Below are 16,553 nucleotides of genomic sequence, written 5' to 3' on the forward strand. Positions count from 1 at the left end.
ACTAAACTATGACAGAAAATAAATTTAATTTTTCGGAAGAGGCTGAAAAGGGTGCTCAAAAAATTGAAGAAACCAAAGAAGAGGTCAAACAGGATGCCCAAGGTTTATTTAGGAGTATTAAGAAGTTTTTAAAAGAGCTTTTAGACTTTAGAGAAGATACAGATAGGGATGCTACCTTGCAGGCAGTAGTAAGTGATATTTCCTTTAAAGGAGCTACTTCTTGGATTCTAGTCTGTTCTATTTTTGTGGCCTCCATCGGTCTGAATGCAGACTCTACTGCAGTAGTTATTGGAGCCATGTTAATATCTCCGCTAATGGGTCCTATTTTAGGAATAGGAATGTCCATTGCCATTAATGATATTGATACCTTAAGACGCTCCTTGGTGAATTTAGCCATTATGATAGGTCTTAGTTTATTAACAGCCTTTCTGTTTTTCTATTTCTTTCCTTTAAGTGAGGATAATTCTGAATTATTGGGAAGAACCAAACCAGATATTCGTGATGTACTAATTGCTTTTTTTGGTGGTTTGGCTCTTATCATTGCTCGAACAAAAAAGGGAACAATAGCCTCAGTTATCTTTGGGGTGGCGATTGCAACAGCTTTGATGCCTCCACTTTGTACCGCTGGTTATGGTTTGGCATCTGGTAATATCCCTTATTTCCTTGGGGCGATGTATCTATTTACTATTAATGCCATTTTTATTGCATTAGCAACCTTTATAGTTGTTAAGGTGCTAAGATTCCCAATGATTAAATATGCCAATTCCAAAAAAAGAAAACGTATTGCTCAGTTGGCTACCTTATTGGCGATTATTGCTATGATTCCAGCTTTGTGGACATTTGTAACTGTTTTAGGAGAAAGTAATTTTAATAAAGCGGCTAAAAATTTCATGGATAACGAAGTAGGTAAATTGCCATATGCCAATTATTTAAAACGAAATGTTGCTTATAACTATAATGATGGGGAAAATTCTACCATTGAAGTCAACACCTATGGTTTAAATAAAATTTCTGAAGAGACCATTATTCTTTTGGAGGGGAGAATGAAGGAGTATGCCCCCTTGAAAAATACTAAATTGGTCATTAATCAATCAAGTATTGAAGGTGTCGACAATATTAAATACATGCAGGAACTTCGTTCTAGAGATTCATTGGAATTATTGACGCAATCCCAAAAGGTTTCCATATTAGAAAGCCGTGTGAAGCAATTATCCCGTTTTGAAAAGAATCAAGTACCCATGGATAAGCTAAGTGAAGAATTGAAAATTCTTTTTAAGAACATTTCGAGACTTTCCTATTCCAATGTGGTAACTACCAATTTTACTAAAATTGATACGATCTCTGTTTTTTCAGTGTCTTGGAATGATTCAAATTTGAATTCAGTCCAAAAAGAAAAGGAACGTAAGAATTTGGAAGAATGGTTAAGGTATCAGTACAAGGATCTAGATAGTTTAAGAGTGGTAAATCAATAGTTATTTACTCATTCTCTTCCTGATACATTCGTCTTACTTTTTTGAATAATTCCGAAGAATAAACAAAATTAGTTACGGCTTCATTATCAGTTCTAAAAATGGTTGCATTGGAGCCTTCCCAAGCTTTTACACCATCTTTTAAGAATACAATTTTCTCACCAATTTCCATAACTGAGTTCATGTCATGGGAGTTGATAATGGTTGTAATGTTATATTCGTCTGTTATTTCTTGAATTAAATTGTCAATGACAATAGCTGTTCTAGGATCCAACCCTGAATTGGGCTCATCACAAAACAAATATTTAGGTTGGTTTACAATAGCGCGAGCAATGGCGACACGTTTCTGCATTCCTCCAGAGGCCTCACTGGGCATTTTCTTTTGGGCATCAGCAAGATTAACTCTTTTTAAAACCAAATTCACACGATCCTGCATTTCACTCATGCTCTGTTTGGTAAACATACGCAAAGGGAACATGACGTTTTCTCCAATGGTCATGGAATCAAATAAGGCACTTCCTTGAAAAACCATACCCATTTCAGACCGAAGCGTTCTCTTTTGGTCTGGGCTTAAATCTGTGTAGGACTGTCCGTCATAAATGATTTGTCCTTTTTCAGGAGTGAACAACCCCAATAGGCATTTTAGGAATACAGTTTTTCCAGAACCACTTTGACCAATAACCAAACTCGTTTTTCCTTTTTCAAAAGTGGTAGAAATACCCTTTAAAATTTCGGTGTCCCCAAAAGATTTATGAATGTCTTTAACTTCAATCATTAACTTAAAAGCATTTGGGTTAATAAATAGTTTGATAATATAATGGCAACACTGGTCCAAACAAATGCTGTGGTACTAGCTTTTCCAACTTCTAAAGAGCCACCTCTCATGAAATAGCCATAATAAGAAGGAATAGTAGCTAATAAAAATGCGAAAACAAAGGTTTTGATAAAGGCATATGCCATATGAAATGGAATGAAATCCTCTTGAACCCCTCTCACATAATCTTCTACAGTTGTAAAACCGCCATAAACACAAGCAGCCAATCCACCTACAATTCCCAAGAACATGGCGATGGAAATAACAAACGGATAAAACATCATGGCTACAAATTTTGGGAAAACCAAATAGTTTATTGCATTAATCCCCATGACTTCCAAAGCATCTATTTGCTCGGTCACCCTCATGGTACCTATACTTGAAGTAATATAGGAGCCTACTTTTCCGGCCATAATGATGGAAATAAAAGTGGGGGCAAATTCTAGAATGACGGATTGTCTTGTGGCGAAACCTACTAAATACTTCGGAATTAAAGGGTTGCTAATATTTAAAGCTGTTTGTATGGTGACAACCCCTCCCACAAAAAATGAGATAAAAGCCACGATTCCCATAGATCCGATGATTAAGTCATCAATCTCCTTAAAGATAAGTCCTTTCATTACAGACCACCTCGTTGGTTTGCGGAACATGTCCTTAATCATGATAAAATAAGCACCAATATTGTGAAGGTAGGTCATAGACTTTTTTGTTGATGCTAAAGTAAGAAAAGTATATGTTTTTTAACCTTAATTTTAACATATCCTATATGAAATGGGTTATTTTTGTGGGCATTAAAATACCCTTAGAATGAAAAAGTTTTTAGTATTTGTTTTAATCTCTATTAGTTGTGCGAATTTATTTGCCCAAAAATCTAAAAAAGCTACCCCTGAGAATGGAAGTGATTGGAATCGTCCAAAATTGGTGGTCGGTATTGTAGTTGACCAAATGCGATATGACTATTTAACACGATTCTATAGCAAATATGGGAATGATGGTTTTAAAAGACTGATGAATCAAGGGTTTGATTGTAGAAACAATCATTTTAACTATATCCCCACATATACTGGCCCTGGGCATGCTTCAGTTTATACAGGGACCACGCCTAAGTATCATGGAATTATTGGAAATAACTGGTATGATAAGGAAATCAAGGAAACTATTTATTGTGCAGGAGATGAGGGCGTTTCGCCTGTAGGAACTGATTCTCCTAGTGGAAAAATGTCACCTCACAGATTGATGACAACTACCTTTGGAGATGAAAACAGAATGTTTACTCAATTTAAAGGGAAAACGATAGGGGTTGCATTAAAGGATAGGGGAGCTATTTTACCAGCAGGACATACTGCTAATGCAGCCTACTGGTTTCATGGAAGTGATGAGGGGCGTTGGATAACAAGTTCTTTTTATATGAAGGAATTGCCTCAATGGGTGATTGATTTTAATAAATCAGGGAACTCAGCTTCCTATATGAAAACTTGGGATACCTACTACAATATTGATACTTATGTGGAGAGTGGTTTGGATTTAAATGAATTTGAAGGAGGGTTTAAAGGAAAAGAAACTGCAACCTTTCCTTATGATTTAAATGCCTTAAAAGAGAAAAACGGATATTTTGATATTTTAAAAACAACACCATACGGTAATAGTATGACTGCCGATTTTGCCATTGCAGCATTGGATGGAGAACAATTGGGACAGGACAAAATAACAGATGTGCTTACAGTAAGTTTTTCAAGTACCGATTATGTAGGGCATAATTTTGGGGTTAATTCTAAAGAAATTGAAGATACGTACATTAGACTAGATTTCGATTTAGCGCGCTTGTTTAAGGCATTGGATGATAAGGTAGGTGAAGGAGAATACACAGTTTTTTTAACTGCAGATCATGGAGCTGTTGAAGTACCTGCATATTTACACAGTGTCAAAATACCTTCGGGATATCTTAACAATTCGGATTCCAAAAAGAAATTTGATGCGTTTATGAAGAAGGATTTTGGGCATGACGATTTGGTTGAAAATATTAGCAATAATCAGGTCTTTCTAAATAGAGAGAAAATAAAGGAGTTGGGATTGGATTTGGATGATGTTCAAGATGCCATTGTAGATGAGCTTTTATCCTATGATAATGTATATAAGGCTTACACTGCAAAAACTATGGCTTCAACCTCTTTTACAACAGGTGTTGAGGAATTGTTGGAAAATGGATTTAACCAAAAAAGATCGGGAGACGTTCTAGTGGTGCAAGACCCAGCCTTCATTTCTTACGGCAGAACTGGATCTACACATGGCTCTGGATTTAATTATGATACGCATGTGCCTCTATTATTTTATGGAAAAGGAATTAAACAAGGTCATACGTTTGAGCGTACGGTAATTCCTGATATTGCTTCAACAATCTCTTCATTGTTGGGAGTAAGTTTTCCTAGTGGCGCTACGGGCAGACCTTTAGGATTTTTATTGAAATAGAATTTTATTGGAGAAGATTACTTTCTATAAAGGAAGTAGTTATTTACAAGTTCAATATATTTTCTTTTCGCTTCGTAAGGAGAAACATTTTGGACTTGAAATAGGGCATTTGTTTTAAAAGCATTTATTATTTGCTTTTTACTGTTAGGGCGACCATAGTCATTGGTGGCCTTTTTGTAATAGGCATAAAGGCGTAATAGGAAATCTGCTGGGAATGGTTCCTTGTGTTTATTAATGCGTTCTACGGCATCTTGAAATGTTTTATCTAAATCCTCTGCAGTCATTATTTTTCTGCAATAACCGTAATTCCTCCTTTGACTACCTCATTTAAAGCAACCTTGATATTGCTATCTAAAGGTAAAAATAAATCTACTCTTGACCCAAATTTGATAAATCCAGAATCTGTACTTTGTAGAACTTCTTGTCCTTCTTCAGCGTAATTTACAATGCGCTTTGCTAAGGCGCCGGCTATTTGTCGATACAGTATCGGCCCAAAAGTTGGGTTCTCAACAACAACCGTTGTACGTTCATTTTCTTCACTGGCTTTAGGATGCCAGGCCACTAAATATTTTCCTGGATGGTATTTGCTAAACAGTACTTTTCCTGTAATAGGATATCTAGTAACATGCACGTTGACAGGTGACATAAAAACACTCACTTGAAGTCTTTGGTCCTTGAAATATTCCTTTTCAAATACTTCCTCAATGACAACAACCTTACCGTCTACACAACTTAAAACTTGAGCTTCATTGGAAGCAAAAATCCTTTTTGGATTTCTGAAAAACTGAAGGATGAGGACAAAAAACACCAAAAGTGCGATTTCCAATAAAACACGAAGCCATGATAGCGAAATGGTAAATTCTACAAGGATGGTTAGGGCAATAATTAAAATGAAAGTCCCTAAAATAATTTTATGTCCTTCTTTATGAAACATATTTAAATAATTGTAAAAACAAAAAGATATAAGGTGATGCAAAAATCATACTGTCCAATCGGTCTAATAACCCTCCATGACCAGGCATAATAACCCCGCTGTCCTTTACTTTTGCCTGTCTTTTAAACTTAGATTCTATTAAGTCTCCTAACGTACCAAAAACTGCTATAATTATACCTAAGGATAGCCATTTGGTAAAGCTAAAAGTATCTGTAAAGGTAGCAATAAAATAACTTGCCACACAGGAAAAAAACAAACCTCCTAAAAAGCCTTCAACTGTCTTCTTTGGAGATACTTTCTCAAATAACTTCTGTTTTCCAAAGTTTTTTCCGACTAAATAGGCAAACGTATCGTTGGTCCAAACCAATATAAAACATCCTAAGAGGACATAAGGATTATAGACTTCCTTAAACTTTGAAATAAGAATCATAAATACAAATCCACTGGATAAGTAAAATGTGGTAAGTATAACCCGCTTAGAAATGAAAAGAGGTATATTCTTGTGAGTGAATAAATCTTTTATCAAAAATAATTGGACAAAAATAGTAATGACATGAAGTATTTGTGTGGCCTCCTTTAGGCCCGAATCTGTTTTCATGACAAACGGCCAAAATCCGAAGATCAGATATAAGATAGAAAAGGAAATAAAGGGCACATAGGATTTGTAATGGATTAGTTTTCTAAACTCAGCCATACAAATGAGTCCAAAAATAAAAAATACAATAACCAACGCATGTTCAAAAAACATAGAACAAATGAGTAAGGATATGTATAACAATCCCGAAAATGATCTGATGAGAACTTCTTTCATATTAAAGGTCTTCTAGGAGTAGGAGGTATAGATCCTTAGAATGGCTTCCGTAGGTCATAAAATCTTCTTCAGAAGAAGTGGCCTTGAAATGTTTAATAGTGGTAATGTTAGTTGGAATCTGTCTCTTATTTTTTGATTTGATTCCCCTCAGTCCTTCACTTATGCTTTCAACGATCTGACTAGTTGTAGCGAAAACAACAAAGTGATCAGGGAACTCGCCTAATTTTTTTTCAGCGATTTGATTGGACGAAATTAGTAAGGAACCATCATCTGCGATTAGATTTTCACAGGTAGTCAAGAAGAATTCTGAATCTTGAGCTGATGTTGTCATTTTAACCTCAAAGTTCTTGAAAGTATCCTTGAGGTTATTGTCAATAACCATAACCTGTTTGTTCATCCATTGGTTTTCATGAATGATGTTTTCTAATGCATCAAAGATTTCATTCAAGTCTTCACAGTACAAAAATTTACCTCCATTTCGCTTGAAATTTATGGTAAATCTTTCGTCTACTGGCAACTTAACTTCTGGCATGTATTTGCTTCGTTCATTCGACTTAATTTCTTCTTCCGAATGATCTGTTTTGGAACCAAAAAGTTTTCTAAATAGACTCATTTAGTTTCTTTGCTATTAAAATCTGGTTTTCGCGGCTTTTTTCAAATATAAAAAATCTTAACCTAACGTTATCGTTAAATTAAGATTTTTGAATAAGGTTAACAAATATAAAAGACTTTTCGAGAATTACTTTTCTTCATTAACCTCAATAGGTTCATTGTTGTCTTCCAAGTTATCCATTTCTGCTAGCTCTTCCTCTTTTGCAAAGGGACGCTTACCGAAAATTTTCTCTAGATTGTCCTTGAAAATAACTTCTTTTTCTAGAAGAACTTCAGCCAATTCGGTCAACTTATCTTTATGTTGCGTTAATAAATTGATGGCTCTTTGGTATTGTTCTTCAACGATATCAGAAATTTCTTTATCAATCAACTCCGCCGTTTTTTCACTGTAAGGCTTGGTAAAACCATAGTCGTTTTGTCCACTGGAATCGTAATAAGTTAAATTTCCAACTTTATCACTCAGGCCGTAAATGGTTACCATCGCTCTTGCTTGTTTGGTTACCTTTTCCAAATCACTTAGAGCTCCTGTTGAAATTTTATCAAAAATGACCTTTTCAGCAGCACGACCACCCATGGCAGCACACATTTCATCAAGCATTTGTTCTGGCCTTACAATAAGTCGTTCTTCTGGCAGGTACCAAGCGGCACCTAAAGATCTTCCTCTTGGAACGATTGTAACTTTAACTAGTGGAGCAGCATGCTCCAACATCCAACTCACAGTGGCATGTCCAGCTTCGTGAAAAGCAATGGCTTTTTTCTCTTCTGGAGTTATGATTTTATTTTTCTTCTCAAGACCTCCAATAATTCTATCTACAGCATCTAGGAAATCTTGTTTACCAACGCTCTTCTTTCCTTTTCTAGCGGCAATTAAAGCAGCTTCGTTACAAACATTGGCAATATCTGCACCAGAGAACCCTGGCGTTTGTTTTGATAAAAAGTCAAGATCTAAATCCTTATCTTTTTTAAGAGGTCTTAAATGAACCTCAAATATTTCTTTACGCTCTCTCACATCTGGAAGATCAACAAAAATTTGTCTGTCAAATCTACCTGCACGCATTAAAGCCTTGTCAAGAATATCAGCTCGGTTGGTTGCCGCCAATACAATGACATTGGTATTGGTTCCAAAACCGTCCATTTCTGTCAACAATTGGTTTAATGTGTTTTCACGCTCATCATTAGAACCTGAAAAATTGTTTTTCCCTCTCGCTCTACCTATGGCGTCAATTTCATCAATAAAGATTATGGATGGAGATTTTTCTTTAGCTTGTTTAAATAAGTCTCTTACTCTTGAGGCACCAACACCTACAAACATTTCCACAAAATCAGATCCTGAAAGAGAGAAAAATGGTACTTGGGCTTCTCCCGCAACGGCTTTAGCCAACAATGTTTTACCTGTTCCAGGAGAACCTACTAATAAGGCTCCTTTTGGAATCTTTCCTCCTAAAGAAGTGTATTTTTCTGGGTTCTTTAAGAAGTCAACGATTTCCTGAACTTCTTCTTTAGCTCCTTCTAGTCCGGCAACGTCTTTAAAAGAAACTTTTACCTCTGTGTTTTCGTCAAATAATTTGGCTTTCGACTTTCCAATATTGAAAATTTGCCCTCCAGCACCACCACCGCTTCCAGCAGACATTCTTCTCATGATAAAAATCCAAACACCTATTAATAATATGAAAGGAAGCATGCTGATTAAAAAGTCGCCCCAATAGTTTTGTTCTTCTTTATACTCAATAGTTGGAGTTGGGGAAATTTCACTTGAAACATCCTCTAGCTGTTTTTGGAAAATTTCTATGGCACCAAATCTAAAAGTGTAATTTGGAGCTTTTGTTGCTGATGGAAGTAGAGATTTATTTATTGATTTTTTATGAACTTCTTTTTTTTCAGCTTCTGGAGTGAGATATACTCTTGCGTATTTTTCGTTAACAATTACAACTTTAGATACATCACCATCCCTAAGGAACTGAATAAATTGTGAAGGCGTAGTCTTACTAGCGTCTTGTAAGCCGCCACCACTAAAAAGTTGAAGCCCGATAAACATAGCTATCAGGATTCCATAAATCCAATAAGGACTGAATTTTGGTTTTTTATTCTTAGGATTATTTTTGTTAGCTGCCATTAATTTCTTTAATAATTCGTTTCGATAATTGTTGTTTTCGCATCACCCCAAAGGCTTTCTATGTCATAATACTCCCTAACGTGTTTTTGGAAAACATGTACAACCACGTTGACATAATCCATTAAAACCCATTCAGCATTATCCATGCCTTCCACGTGCCATGGTTTGTCTTTTAATTCTTTACTAACTTTTTTCTGGATTGAGTTTACAATGGCACTTACTTGCGTATTCGAAGTCCCCTCACAAATGATAAAGTAGTCGCAAACTGTGTTTTCAATCTCCCGTAAATCTAAAATATTGATTTCTTTCCCCTTGACATCTTCAATTCCACTTAAAATAGTTGCTATCAGTAGATCAGCATTAGATTCCTTTTTCGCCATTAATATGTTTTAATTTGTGCAAAGTTATTATTTTTTAGTTCTTTATACTTTAAATTTTTCATAAGAAATTTCAGTACTAAGATAACCAAATTATATGCGTATAATCAAACTTAATGCCACTGAATCAACAAACACCTTTTTAAGGCAGTTAAGTAGTGACAGTCTTCTAGAGGATTTTACAACGGTGGTTGCTGAATTTCAATCCAAGGGAAAAGGACAGATGGGAAGTGTCTGGGCTTCGGAATCGGCTAAAAACCTTATGTTTAGCTCCGTTAAGGATATTTCGTTTCTTTCAATTGAGCACAGTTTTTATCTGAGTATGGTTTCTTCTTTAAGTGTCAAACGAGCTCTAGAAAAGTTGCATATTCCCAAATTGGCTATTAAATGGCCTAACGACATTTTGTCAGAGAATAAGAAAATTTGTGGAATTTTAATTGAAAATATCATAAAGCAAGGTAAGCTTAAAGCTACAATTATTGGAGTTGGACTCAATGTCAACCAATCAGATTTTCAAGATTTACCGCAAGCATCTTCTTTATTGGTTAGAACGGGTAAGCTATTTGATTTGGATGAAATACTTTATTTGATTTTGGATGAGTTAAAGTACTATTTTCAAAAATTAGAAGCCGGTGAGTATGAACAAGTGTATGATGAATACCATTCTTATTTGTTTAGAAAAAATAAACCTTCAACATTTCAAGATGCTGAAGGTTCTATATTTACAGGTATCATTACCTCTGTAAGTCCTGATGGTAATCTTCAGGTTCTCATGGAAGATGAGAAGATTAAGGGGTATGAGGTTAAAGAAATTAAATTACTTTATTAAATAGCTTTTGGAATATTGGTGGCCAAAGTTTCTATAAATTTCGTGATAGGACCTTTGATCATCATGGCCATCATAGGGTTAAATGAGCCATTGAAAACCAATTGCAATTCACTTTGATCAACACTGGTTTCTTCAATGTTTCCAGTTAAAGTGAAATCAATTTTTCCTCCTCCGGCACCCAAAACGATTTGGCTAGGGGCGTTCAGCTGCTTTTTTTGAAGTGTGATTTCTGGCATGCCTTTTAAGGCAAAGAGAAACGTATCTTCATTAAGAACTTCAAATTTGCTAATGCTTTCAGGCATTAATTTTTCGAAATTTTCAATTTTTGATAAAAAATCAAATACCTCTTGAGGCGATTTGTCTATGCTTACTTTGGGTGATTCTAAGTTCATTTTTTGTTGTTTAGAAATGCTTTAATCAATTAGCGTTCCATTCACTTGGATTAGCATTCCAATCTGACAAAGTTGTCAGGTCTTTTTGAGAGATGTAATTAGTGTCAAGTGCTTGCTCTAGTAGGGTTTCATAGTCTCCTAGAGTGCTAAGCGTCACTTGTTCCTTTTCAAAATTCTTTTTGGAAATGTCAAAGCCATATGAAAAAATGGCAATCATTCCTTTAACATTCAAGTGGGCGTCTCTTAAGGCTTTAACTGCATTTAAGCTGCTCATTCCTGTGCTAATCAAATCTTCAACCACCACCACATTAGCACCACCTTCTGCATGACCTTCAATTTGATTTTGGCGCCCATGTTTTTTAGCCTCTGGTCTTACATAAATGAAAGGTAGGCCCATATATTCTGCAACCAACATACCTATACCAATGGCTCCCGTAGCAACTCCAGCAATGATATCTGGTTTTCCAAATTGTTTTTCAATTTGTTTAGCCATGGTTTCCCTGATGTAGTTCCTAATTGGAGGATATGACAAAACGATGCGGTTATCACAATAAATAGGTGAGTTCCAGCCTGATGCCCAAGTAAAGGGATTCTTGGGTTGTAGTTTAATAGCGTTGACTTGCAATAAAACTTCTGCAGTTTTTCTTGCGGTGTGTTTGTTGAAAATCATGACAACAAAAATACACTTTTTTTAAAATAATATTCTGGTCTTGATAAGATTTAGAATTAATATAGGTTTCTGTTTGCTATGATTTAAAAATTAATACTTTTACAAAAGATAGGATTCAAAACCCCGCATATGTATAAGGTTTTTGTAAACGATAAGCCTATAGTTTTGACAACTAAAGTCGAAAAGGAAACAGACTTTAAAAACTATTTGCTTAATTCGGTAAATGTCAATAAAGTGATTAGGGAATTAAACAAGACATCTTTAAAGGAGGTGCGTTTGATTCATAAGAATAAGGATAAATTACTGAAGAAGTTTCTTAAAAAGTTGCCAAACGTTATAGCTGGAGGTGGCAAAGTGTACAATGAAAGTGGGGAAGTATTATTTATCTATCGCAATGATAAATGGGATTTGCCCAAAGGAAAGGCAGAAAAGAAGGAATCCATTGAAGAAACGGCGATACGTGAGGTTGAAGAAGAAACGGGCGTGTTGGGACTTGAAATTATAAGGCCACTTCAAATTACCTACCATATTTTTAAGAGGAATGGAAGGAACCGTATTAAGGTGACCCATTGGTTTGAGATGAAAACCAGTTATACAGGCCATCTAAATCCACAAGAGAACGAAGGAATCACTAAGGTTTCTTGGTTAAGTGAACAAGAAGCCGAAAAGGCTATGGAAAACTCCTATGCTAATATTAGAGCGTTGGTGTGAAAAATGAAATGGTCTTTTTAAGGTTTTTCACTAGGATTTAGTATCTTAGAGGTCGATTTAAAATAAAAAATTGCTTAAATGTTAAGAAAAACATGTTTTTTTGGATTATGCCTTATGTTGGGTTTTTCTTTAATGTCAACACAATGTAGTAGGGATGAGGCAGAAATGTCTCAAGCTGTCATAATGAAAGATATTGAACTTACAGCTCGATCTACAAGTTGGGAAGTTTCCTATTTTTTGGAGTCTGGAGTTGATAAAACCGAAGCATTTCAAAAAATGTCTTTTAGCTTTAATCCAGATGGAAGTTTAGAAGTTCTCAATAAAAGGAATTCCAAGTATTCTGGTGCTTGGGCTGTTGATGGAAGTATTAAGGAAACAGCAGAAACTAAGTTCCAAAATATTGATTTCCGTGTTTACTTTGCAACTCCCAGTCAAATGAAGGTTTTGAACAAAACTTGGAATATTTCAAATTATACAACAAATGAAATCGAATTGGTAGTTCACCACTCTGGTGGCCAAATCGATTACTTGAAATTAGAAAGAACCGAGGATCTATAAATATATTCTTAAACTGACATTAGGTGTCAGTCCCAAAGATTTTATATCTACTTTTTTTAAGTTTTGAGAAGCATCTCTGATGTAATATCGATTGATTGTGTTTTTCCTGTCAAGTAAATTCCAAACAGACATTCCTACAAAGCCTTTTTTGTTCTTGAAAATGTTGAAGTCGTAAGTGGCGGAAAGATCCACACGGAAATAATCACTGATTCTTTCGGCGTTGGGTGTATTGTAACTAATGATACTAGGGTCTGACTCTTCAAACATAGGAGAGGTATAGGGCTTCCCAGAATGCCAATTCAAACCTAATGCAAATTTGAAACTATTCATACTGTATGTGGAAGCCAGTTTTATTTGATGTCTTATATCTACGTTATTAGGAAAATCTTTTCCATCATTGAGATTTCTATAATGGTAATTGTTTATACTATATGAATATCCCATCCAAGAACTAAATGCTCTAAACTTTTTATTAATTAAAAAATCTACTCCTTTGGTGTTATAGGATCCGGTGGTATTTACAAATTGATATTGATTTTGAAATCCTTGGCTTCGCGTTGTTATCCCTTCTACCTTTTTCATGAAAACTTCACCACTAACTAATAACTTATTTCTGTTAAAATGAATACCAGTTGAAATTTGCCTACTTCTAATAATGGGCACAGAGGTATCATTGGCCAATATCCACCGACGTTTTTCAATGCCCAAAAAATCCTGTTGAAGGTCTATGACTTGTGAAGTGTTTTGACTTTTTAGCTCACCCAAAACTTCCAATCGGAAATGGTTTAAAAAATGCTGCCCAAAGCGCAATCTGGGCTCCACAAGGAATTTGTCAAACTTTGGAATGTAATTAAATCGTACTCCTGGTTTGAAATAGGTTTGGTGATTTTTGGTTTGAAAACTCCCTTCGGCATAAATTGCATGGGAACGAAGGACATCTTTGATATATCTTCTGAAATCTGGATTGTTGATGTCTTCCAAATTACTGATTCCCGCTTCAAAAAACTGATATCCTCCAGTTAATTTCAAGTTGGGATGTATTTGATAATCTGATTGAAACTTGATGGCATTTTCCTTGACCTGATTTTCTTGAATCAAGCGTTGATTGTTTGCAATATCAAAATTGGTGCCGTCAAGCAAGTAGTTTGAGGCTGTGACTTCAAGATTTGTTTTCCATTTTGAAGTCCAAATCCTTGTATGTGAAATACCGCCGGCAAAAGTTTCCTGGGAAAGGTTGCTTTTCGATTCAGATAAAGACAAATCTATCATGGATTGTTCTCGGTAATCCAATTGATTTTTCATGGTCAACCCATAAATATTCAATTGGTCTTTATCTGTTAATTGATGTGAGATTTTTACTGAGGCATCGTAAAAGTAGAATGTTTCGTCTTGGCTTCTAGAATTGTCAGAATTCAAATCAGAATAGGTAAAGACGCGGTCAAAATAGTCTTGATAGGTGGGCGTATTTAGGAAATCGGTTATAGCACGTCTGGCGGATATGCTAATTTGAGTGTTCTGCCCCAAAGGAATTTCAGTATAGCCATCGATATGAGTCATATTAATCCCAAAAGAAGCTTGTGAATTATTTCCTAAAGACCCTTTTGTTTCCATGTCTAAAATACTAGAAACGCCATCGCCATATTTGGCACTGCTTCCATTTTTATAAATATCAATTTGCTTAATGGTATGAGGGTTTATTGCTGAAATCATTCCGAAAAAGTGACCAGATTGATACATTTTAATACCTTCCCAAAGTATCAGGTTTTGGTCGTGGGTGCCTCCTCGAACATTGATATTTGAAACCGTTTCATCAATACTGATAATGCTTGGTAGTGCTTGTATGGTTTGGAAAACATCTGGTTCAATTAATCCTGGTAGAATACCAAAAGCTTCTGGTTGAATGGTAATATCTCCTTGTTTGTTTAAAGTTATACCGGAAGTCAAATAATTTGTGAGCAGAACTTCATTGAGGTTTTGGGTTGTAAATAAGGTGTTTTCAACCGATTGAACCGCTATAAAGGTGTTATTGATAATTTCAAAAGTTATGTTGACTTGGTTTGAAATTGAATTAAGGGCTTCCTGAAGTGTTGACTCTGGATTTGGTGCCATTGCAAATTTGTCAAGAATGGTGTCGTCGGCATATGAGAAACGCACTTGAAATTTAGATTCAAGAATTTCAAGAACCTCGGTCAAGGGTCTTTTTTCATTGAGGTTGTCTTGAGCGTAAAGCATAACCATACTACTCAAGAATATCAAGAAAAAATAGCCGATTCGAGTTCTAATCACGCGTTAAAATAATGGTTTGACCTTTTTGTTTGACATTCAATTGTAGGGGTTTGCTAATAGTCTTTAAGGCGACTTCTAAGTTGTTGTTTGGAAAGCTTCCGGTAAAAGGCGTTTTGAGATCCATACCTTTGACTTTGATTGAGACGTCATATTGGCGTTCCATTTCGGCAATCACTTCCTTAAAAGGCATACTTTTAAACGAACTTAAATAGTCAAGCCATGAAGGCTGTTTTTTGTTTTCTTTTTCTGTAGCTAAAATTTCCCCATCGATTATTAAAAAAGTATCTCCCGTTTTCAAAACAGTATTTTTCTGTTTATATAAAACATTGACAGACCCTTCATAGCATGTTACTTCAAAAAAATGTTCTCTTTGTTTGATGTTGAATTGCGTTCCTAAAACAGATACAATTCCAAAATTGGTGATCACTTCAAACTTGGATCCCTTTTCAACCTTGAAAAAGGCCTCTCCATCAAGATTTACTTTTCTTTCCTTCTTCCAGTTGTTTTTATTGTAAGTTAAATTTGATAAAGCATTTAAGGTGACGTGGGAGTCGTCAGGAAGCTCCAGTTCTGCTCTTTCCGCTATAGAAGTATGAGTAGAAGCTGGCTGTGTGCTTAGAACATAGAAGATACCAAGGCAAATTACCAAAACCGCTGCAAATTTCATGAAAGGAACCATCCAACTTCTTTTTTTTGAAGTTTCGTTTTTCCTATTTAGGGCTATGGCAAGTTCTTGGTTCAAATCATATGAGGGCGCTTTATAAGACTGAAGATTTTGAGACAGTTTCATTAACTCCTCATAATCATCCAGAGATTTAAAGGCTTCCAGCTCCTCAGGAGTAAGCTCGTGATTTAACCATTTATGTATTAATTGCTCTCTGTCCATAATCTTTGATATCTTTATAACAGTTCACTTAATAAAAACCCTACCTTATTTTTAAATTTCTTTAATGTCTTTTCTCAATTTTTCCAAAGCACCATAAATTCTTTTTTCTACGGCCTTTACTGAAATATCCAGAATGAATGCAATTTCCTTGAATTTTTTTCCTTCTACCCGGTTCATTAAAAATGCTACCCGCTGTGCCTCTGATAAATTGTTTATGGCCTTTTCCAACTTCTCCTGATATTCTTTTTCTTGCATTAAAAACTCGGGCGATTCATTTGTATGTGATCTCTGCTGGGTTTGTTGATGTTTGAGAACGATCTTTTGGTGGGCGGCCTCATTCAACATTAAATTGTTGGCAACGGTGAATAGGTAGCTTTTTGCTTTGCTTGGTGGTACCTTTTTACAATTTTCCCATAACTTTATAAAAGCTTCCTGTACTTTATCTTTAGGATTTAATTGCGATCCAAACTTGTAAAATAGAAATTTGTATAAATGGTCTGCATGGGTCCTGAAAGCCTTTGAAAATAGGGCATCATCACAAATATGATCTTGTAAATCTTTGGGCATTTTGGAGGATTAGTATGTGTAAATGTAAAAAAAATGTAATTTGAAGGTAGGAGATTTT

18 protein-coding genes are annotated in these 16,553 nt (G+C 35.3%); 5 read left to right on the forward strand and 13 right to left on the reverse strand.

Annotated elements, in window-relative coordinates:
* Nucleotides 1-8: 8 nt before the first annotated feature.
* Nucleotides 9-1,472 carry a DUF389 domain-containing protein gene (locus GZ212_RS13425; protein ID WP_166961242.1) on the forward strand — a complete coding sequence of 488 codons (1,464 nt, stop codon included), beginning with the start codon at nt 9-11 and terminating at the stop codon, nt 1,470-1,472.
* Nucleotides 1,473-1,476: 4 nt separating this feature from the next.
* Here the strand turns inward: GZ212_RS13425 and GZ212_RS13430 are convergent, their stop codons facing one another.
* On the reverse strand, nt 1,477-2,244 hold the full coding sequence (locus GZ212_RS13430; protein WP_166961244.1) for an ABC transporter ATP-binding protein: 768 nt from the start codon (nt 2,242-2,244) through the stop codon (nt 1,477-1,479).
* Nucleotides 2,244-2,981 (reverse strand): ABC transporter permease, encoded by a 738-nt coding sequence (locus tag GZ212_RS13435; RefSeq protein ID WP_166961246.1) that lies wholly within the window; start codon nt 2,979-2,981, stop codon nt 2,244-2,246. Before GZ212_RS13435 ends, GZ212_RS13430 begins: the two co-directional genes overlap by 1 nt.
* Nucleotides 2,982-3,090: 109 nt before the next feature.
* Between GZ212_RS13435 and pafA the strand changes: the two genes are divergently transcribed.
* A complete protein-coding gene (pafA, locus tag GZ212_RS13440) occupies nt 3,091-4,749 on the forward strand; it encodes an alkaline phosphatase PafA (protein WP_166961248.1) in 1,659 nt (552 codons plus the stop codon).
* Between the two features lie 17 nt (nt 4,750-4,766).
* Here the strand turns inward: pafA and GZ212_RS13445 are convergent, their stop codons facing one another.
* From GZ212_RS13445 to rsfS, 6 genes are all read right to left on the reverse strand, one after another.
* Nucleotides 4,767-5,033, reverse strand: coding sequence for an acyl-CoA-binding protein (locus tag GZ212_RS13445; RefSeq protein WP_166961250.1), 267 nt, complete (start codon nt 5,031-5,033; stop codon nt 4,767-4,769).
* Entirely contained in the window at nt 5,033-5,683 is a 651-nt protein-coding gene (locus tag GZ212_RS13450) for a phosphatidylserine decarboxylase family protein (protein WP_166961252.1), read from the reverse strand. Before GZ212_RS13450 ends, GZ212_RS13445 begins: the two co-directional genes overlap by 1 nt.
* Entirely contained in the window at nt 5,673-6,494 is an 822-nt protein-coding gene (locus GZ212_RS13455; protein ID WP_166961254.1) for a phosphatidate cytidylyltransferase, read from the reverse strand. Before GZ212_RS13455 ends, GZ212_RS13450 begins: the two co-directional genes overlap by 11 nt.
* A gap of 1 nt (nt 6,495) precedes the next feature.
* A complete protein-coding gene (locus GZ212_RS13460) occupies nt 6,496-7,107 on the reverse strand; it encodes an LUD domain-containing protein (RefSeq protein ID WP_053970169.1) in 612 nt (203 codons plus the stop codon).
* Between the two features lie 126 nt (nt 7,108-7,233).
* A complete protein-coding gene (ftsH, locus tag GZ212_RS13465) occupies nt 7,234-9,219 on the reverse strand; it encodes an ATP-dependent zinc metalloprotease FtsH (protein WP_166961256.1) in 1,986 nt (661 codons plus the stop codon).
* 8 nt (nt 9,220-9,227) lie between these two features.
* Entirely contained in the window at nt 9,228-9,599 is a 372-nt protein-coding gene (gene rsfS / locus GZ212_RS13470; RefSeq protein WP_053970167.1) for a ribosome silencing factor, read from the reverse strand.
* A gap of 94 nt (nt 9,600-9,693) precedes the next feature.
* Between rsfS and GZ212_RS13475 the strand changes: the two genes are divergently transcribed.
* Nucleotides 9,694-10,425 carry a biotin--[acetyl-CoA-carboxylase] ligase gene (locus GZ212_RS13475; RefSeq protein ID WP_166961258.1) on the forward strand — a complete coding sequence of 244 codons (732 nt, stop codon included), beginning with the start codon at nt 9,694-9,696 and terminating at the stop codon, nt 10,423-10,425.
* Here GZ212_RS13475 and GZ212_RS13480 read toward each other — a convergent pair.
* Both GZ212_RS13480 and pyrE read right to left on the reverse strand, forming a co-directional pair.
* Nucleotides 10,422-10,817 carry an SRPBCC family protein gene (locus tag GZ212_RS13480; protein ID WP_166961260.1) on the reverse strand — a complete coding sequence of 132 codons (396 nt, stop codon included), beginning with the start codon at nt 10,815-10,817 and terminating at the stop codon, nt 10,422-10,424. The genes GZ212_RS13475 and GZ212_RS13480 overlap by 4 nt on opposite strands.
* Nucleotides 10,818-10,842: 25 nt before the next feature.
* The gene (gene pyrE / locus GZ212_RS13485; protein WP_166961262.1) at nt 10,843-11,487 is read right to left on the reverse strand and encodes an orotate phosphoribosyltransferase; all 645 of its coding nucleotides are present in this window, start codon (nt 11,485-11,487) and stop codon (nt 10,843-10,845) included.
* Nucleotides 11,488-11,616: 129 nt separating this feature from the next.
* Here pyrE and GZ212_RS13490 point away from each other — a divergent pair, with 129 nt between their 5' ends.
* Complete coding sequence (locus GZ212_RS13490; RefSeq protein ID WP_166961264.1) at nt 11,617-12,198, forward strand: NUDIX hydrolase; 582 nt, start codon at nt 11,617-11,619, stop codon at nt 12,196-12,198.
* Nucleotides 12,199-12,276: 78 nt separating this feature from the next.
* Complete coding sequence (locus tag GZ212_RS13495) at nt 12,277-12,756, forward strand: hypothetical protein (protein ID WP_166961266.1); 480 nt, start codon at nt 12,277-12,279, stop codon at nt 12,754-12,756.
* Here the strand turns inward: GZ212_RS13495 and GZ212_RS13500 are convergent.
* From GZ212_RS13500 to GZ212_RS13510, 3 genes are read right to left on the reverse strand one after another with little or no spacing between them, the layout of a single operon-like run.
* A complete protein-coding gene (locus tag GZ212_RS13500) occupies nt 12,751-15,042 on the reverse strand; it encodes a TonB-dependent receptor plug domain-containing protein (RefSeq protein WP_370520491.1) in 2,292 nt (763 codons plus the stop codon). The genes GZ212_RS13495 and GZ212_RS13500 overlap by 6 nt on opposite strands.
* Complete coding sequence (locus tag GZ212_RS13505; protein WP_166961268.1) at nt 15,035-15,928, reverse strand: FecR family protein; 894 nt, start codon at nt 15,926-15,928, stop codon at nt 15,035-15,037. Before GZ212_RS13505 ends, GZ212_RS13500 begins: the two co-directional genes overlap by 8 nt.
* 51 nt (nt 15,929-15,979) lie before the next feature.
* On the reverse strand, nt 15,980-16,495 hold the full coding sequence (locus tag GZ212_RS13510) for an RNA polymerase sigma factor (RefSeq protein ID WP_166961270.1): 516 nt from the start codon (nt 16,493-16,495) through the stop codon (nt 15,980-15,982).
* Between the last annotated feature and the right edge of the window lie 58 nt (nt 16,496-16,553).

This window comes from Mangrovimonas sp. CR14 (assembly GCF_011764015.1).
GTDB classification, from domain to species: domain Bacteria; phylum Bacteroidota; class Bacteroidia; order Flavobacteriales; family Flavobacteriaceae; genus Mangrovimonas; species Mangrovimonas futianensis.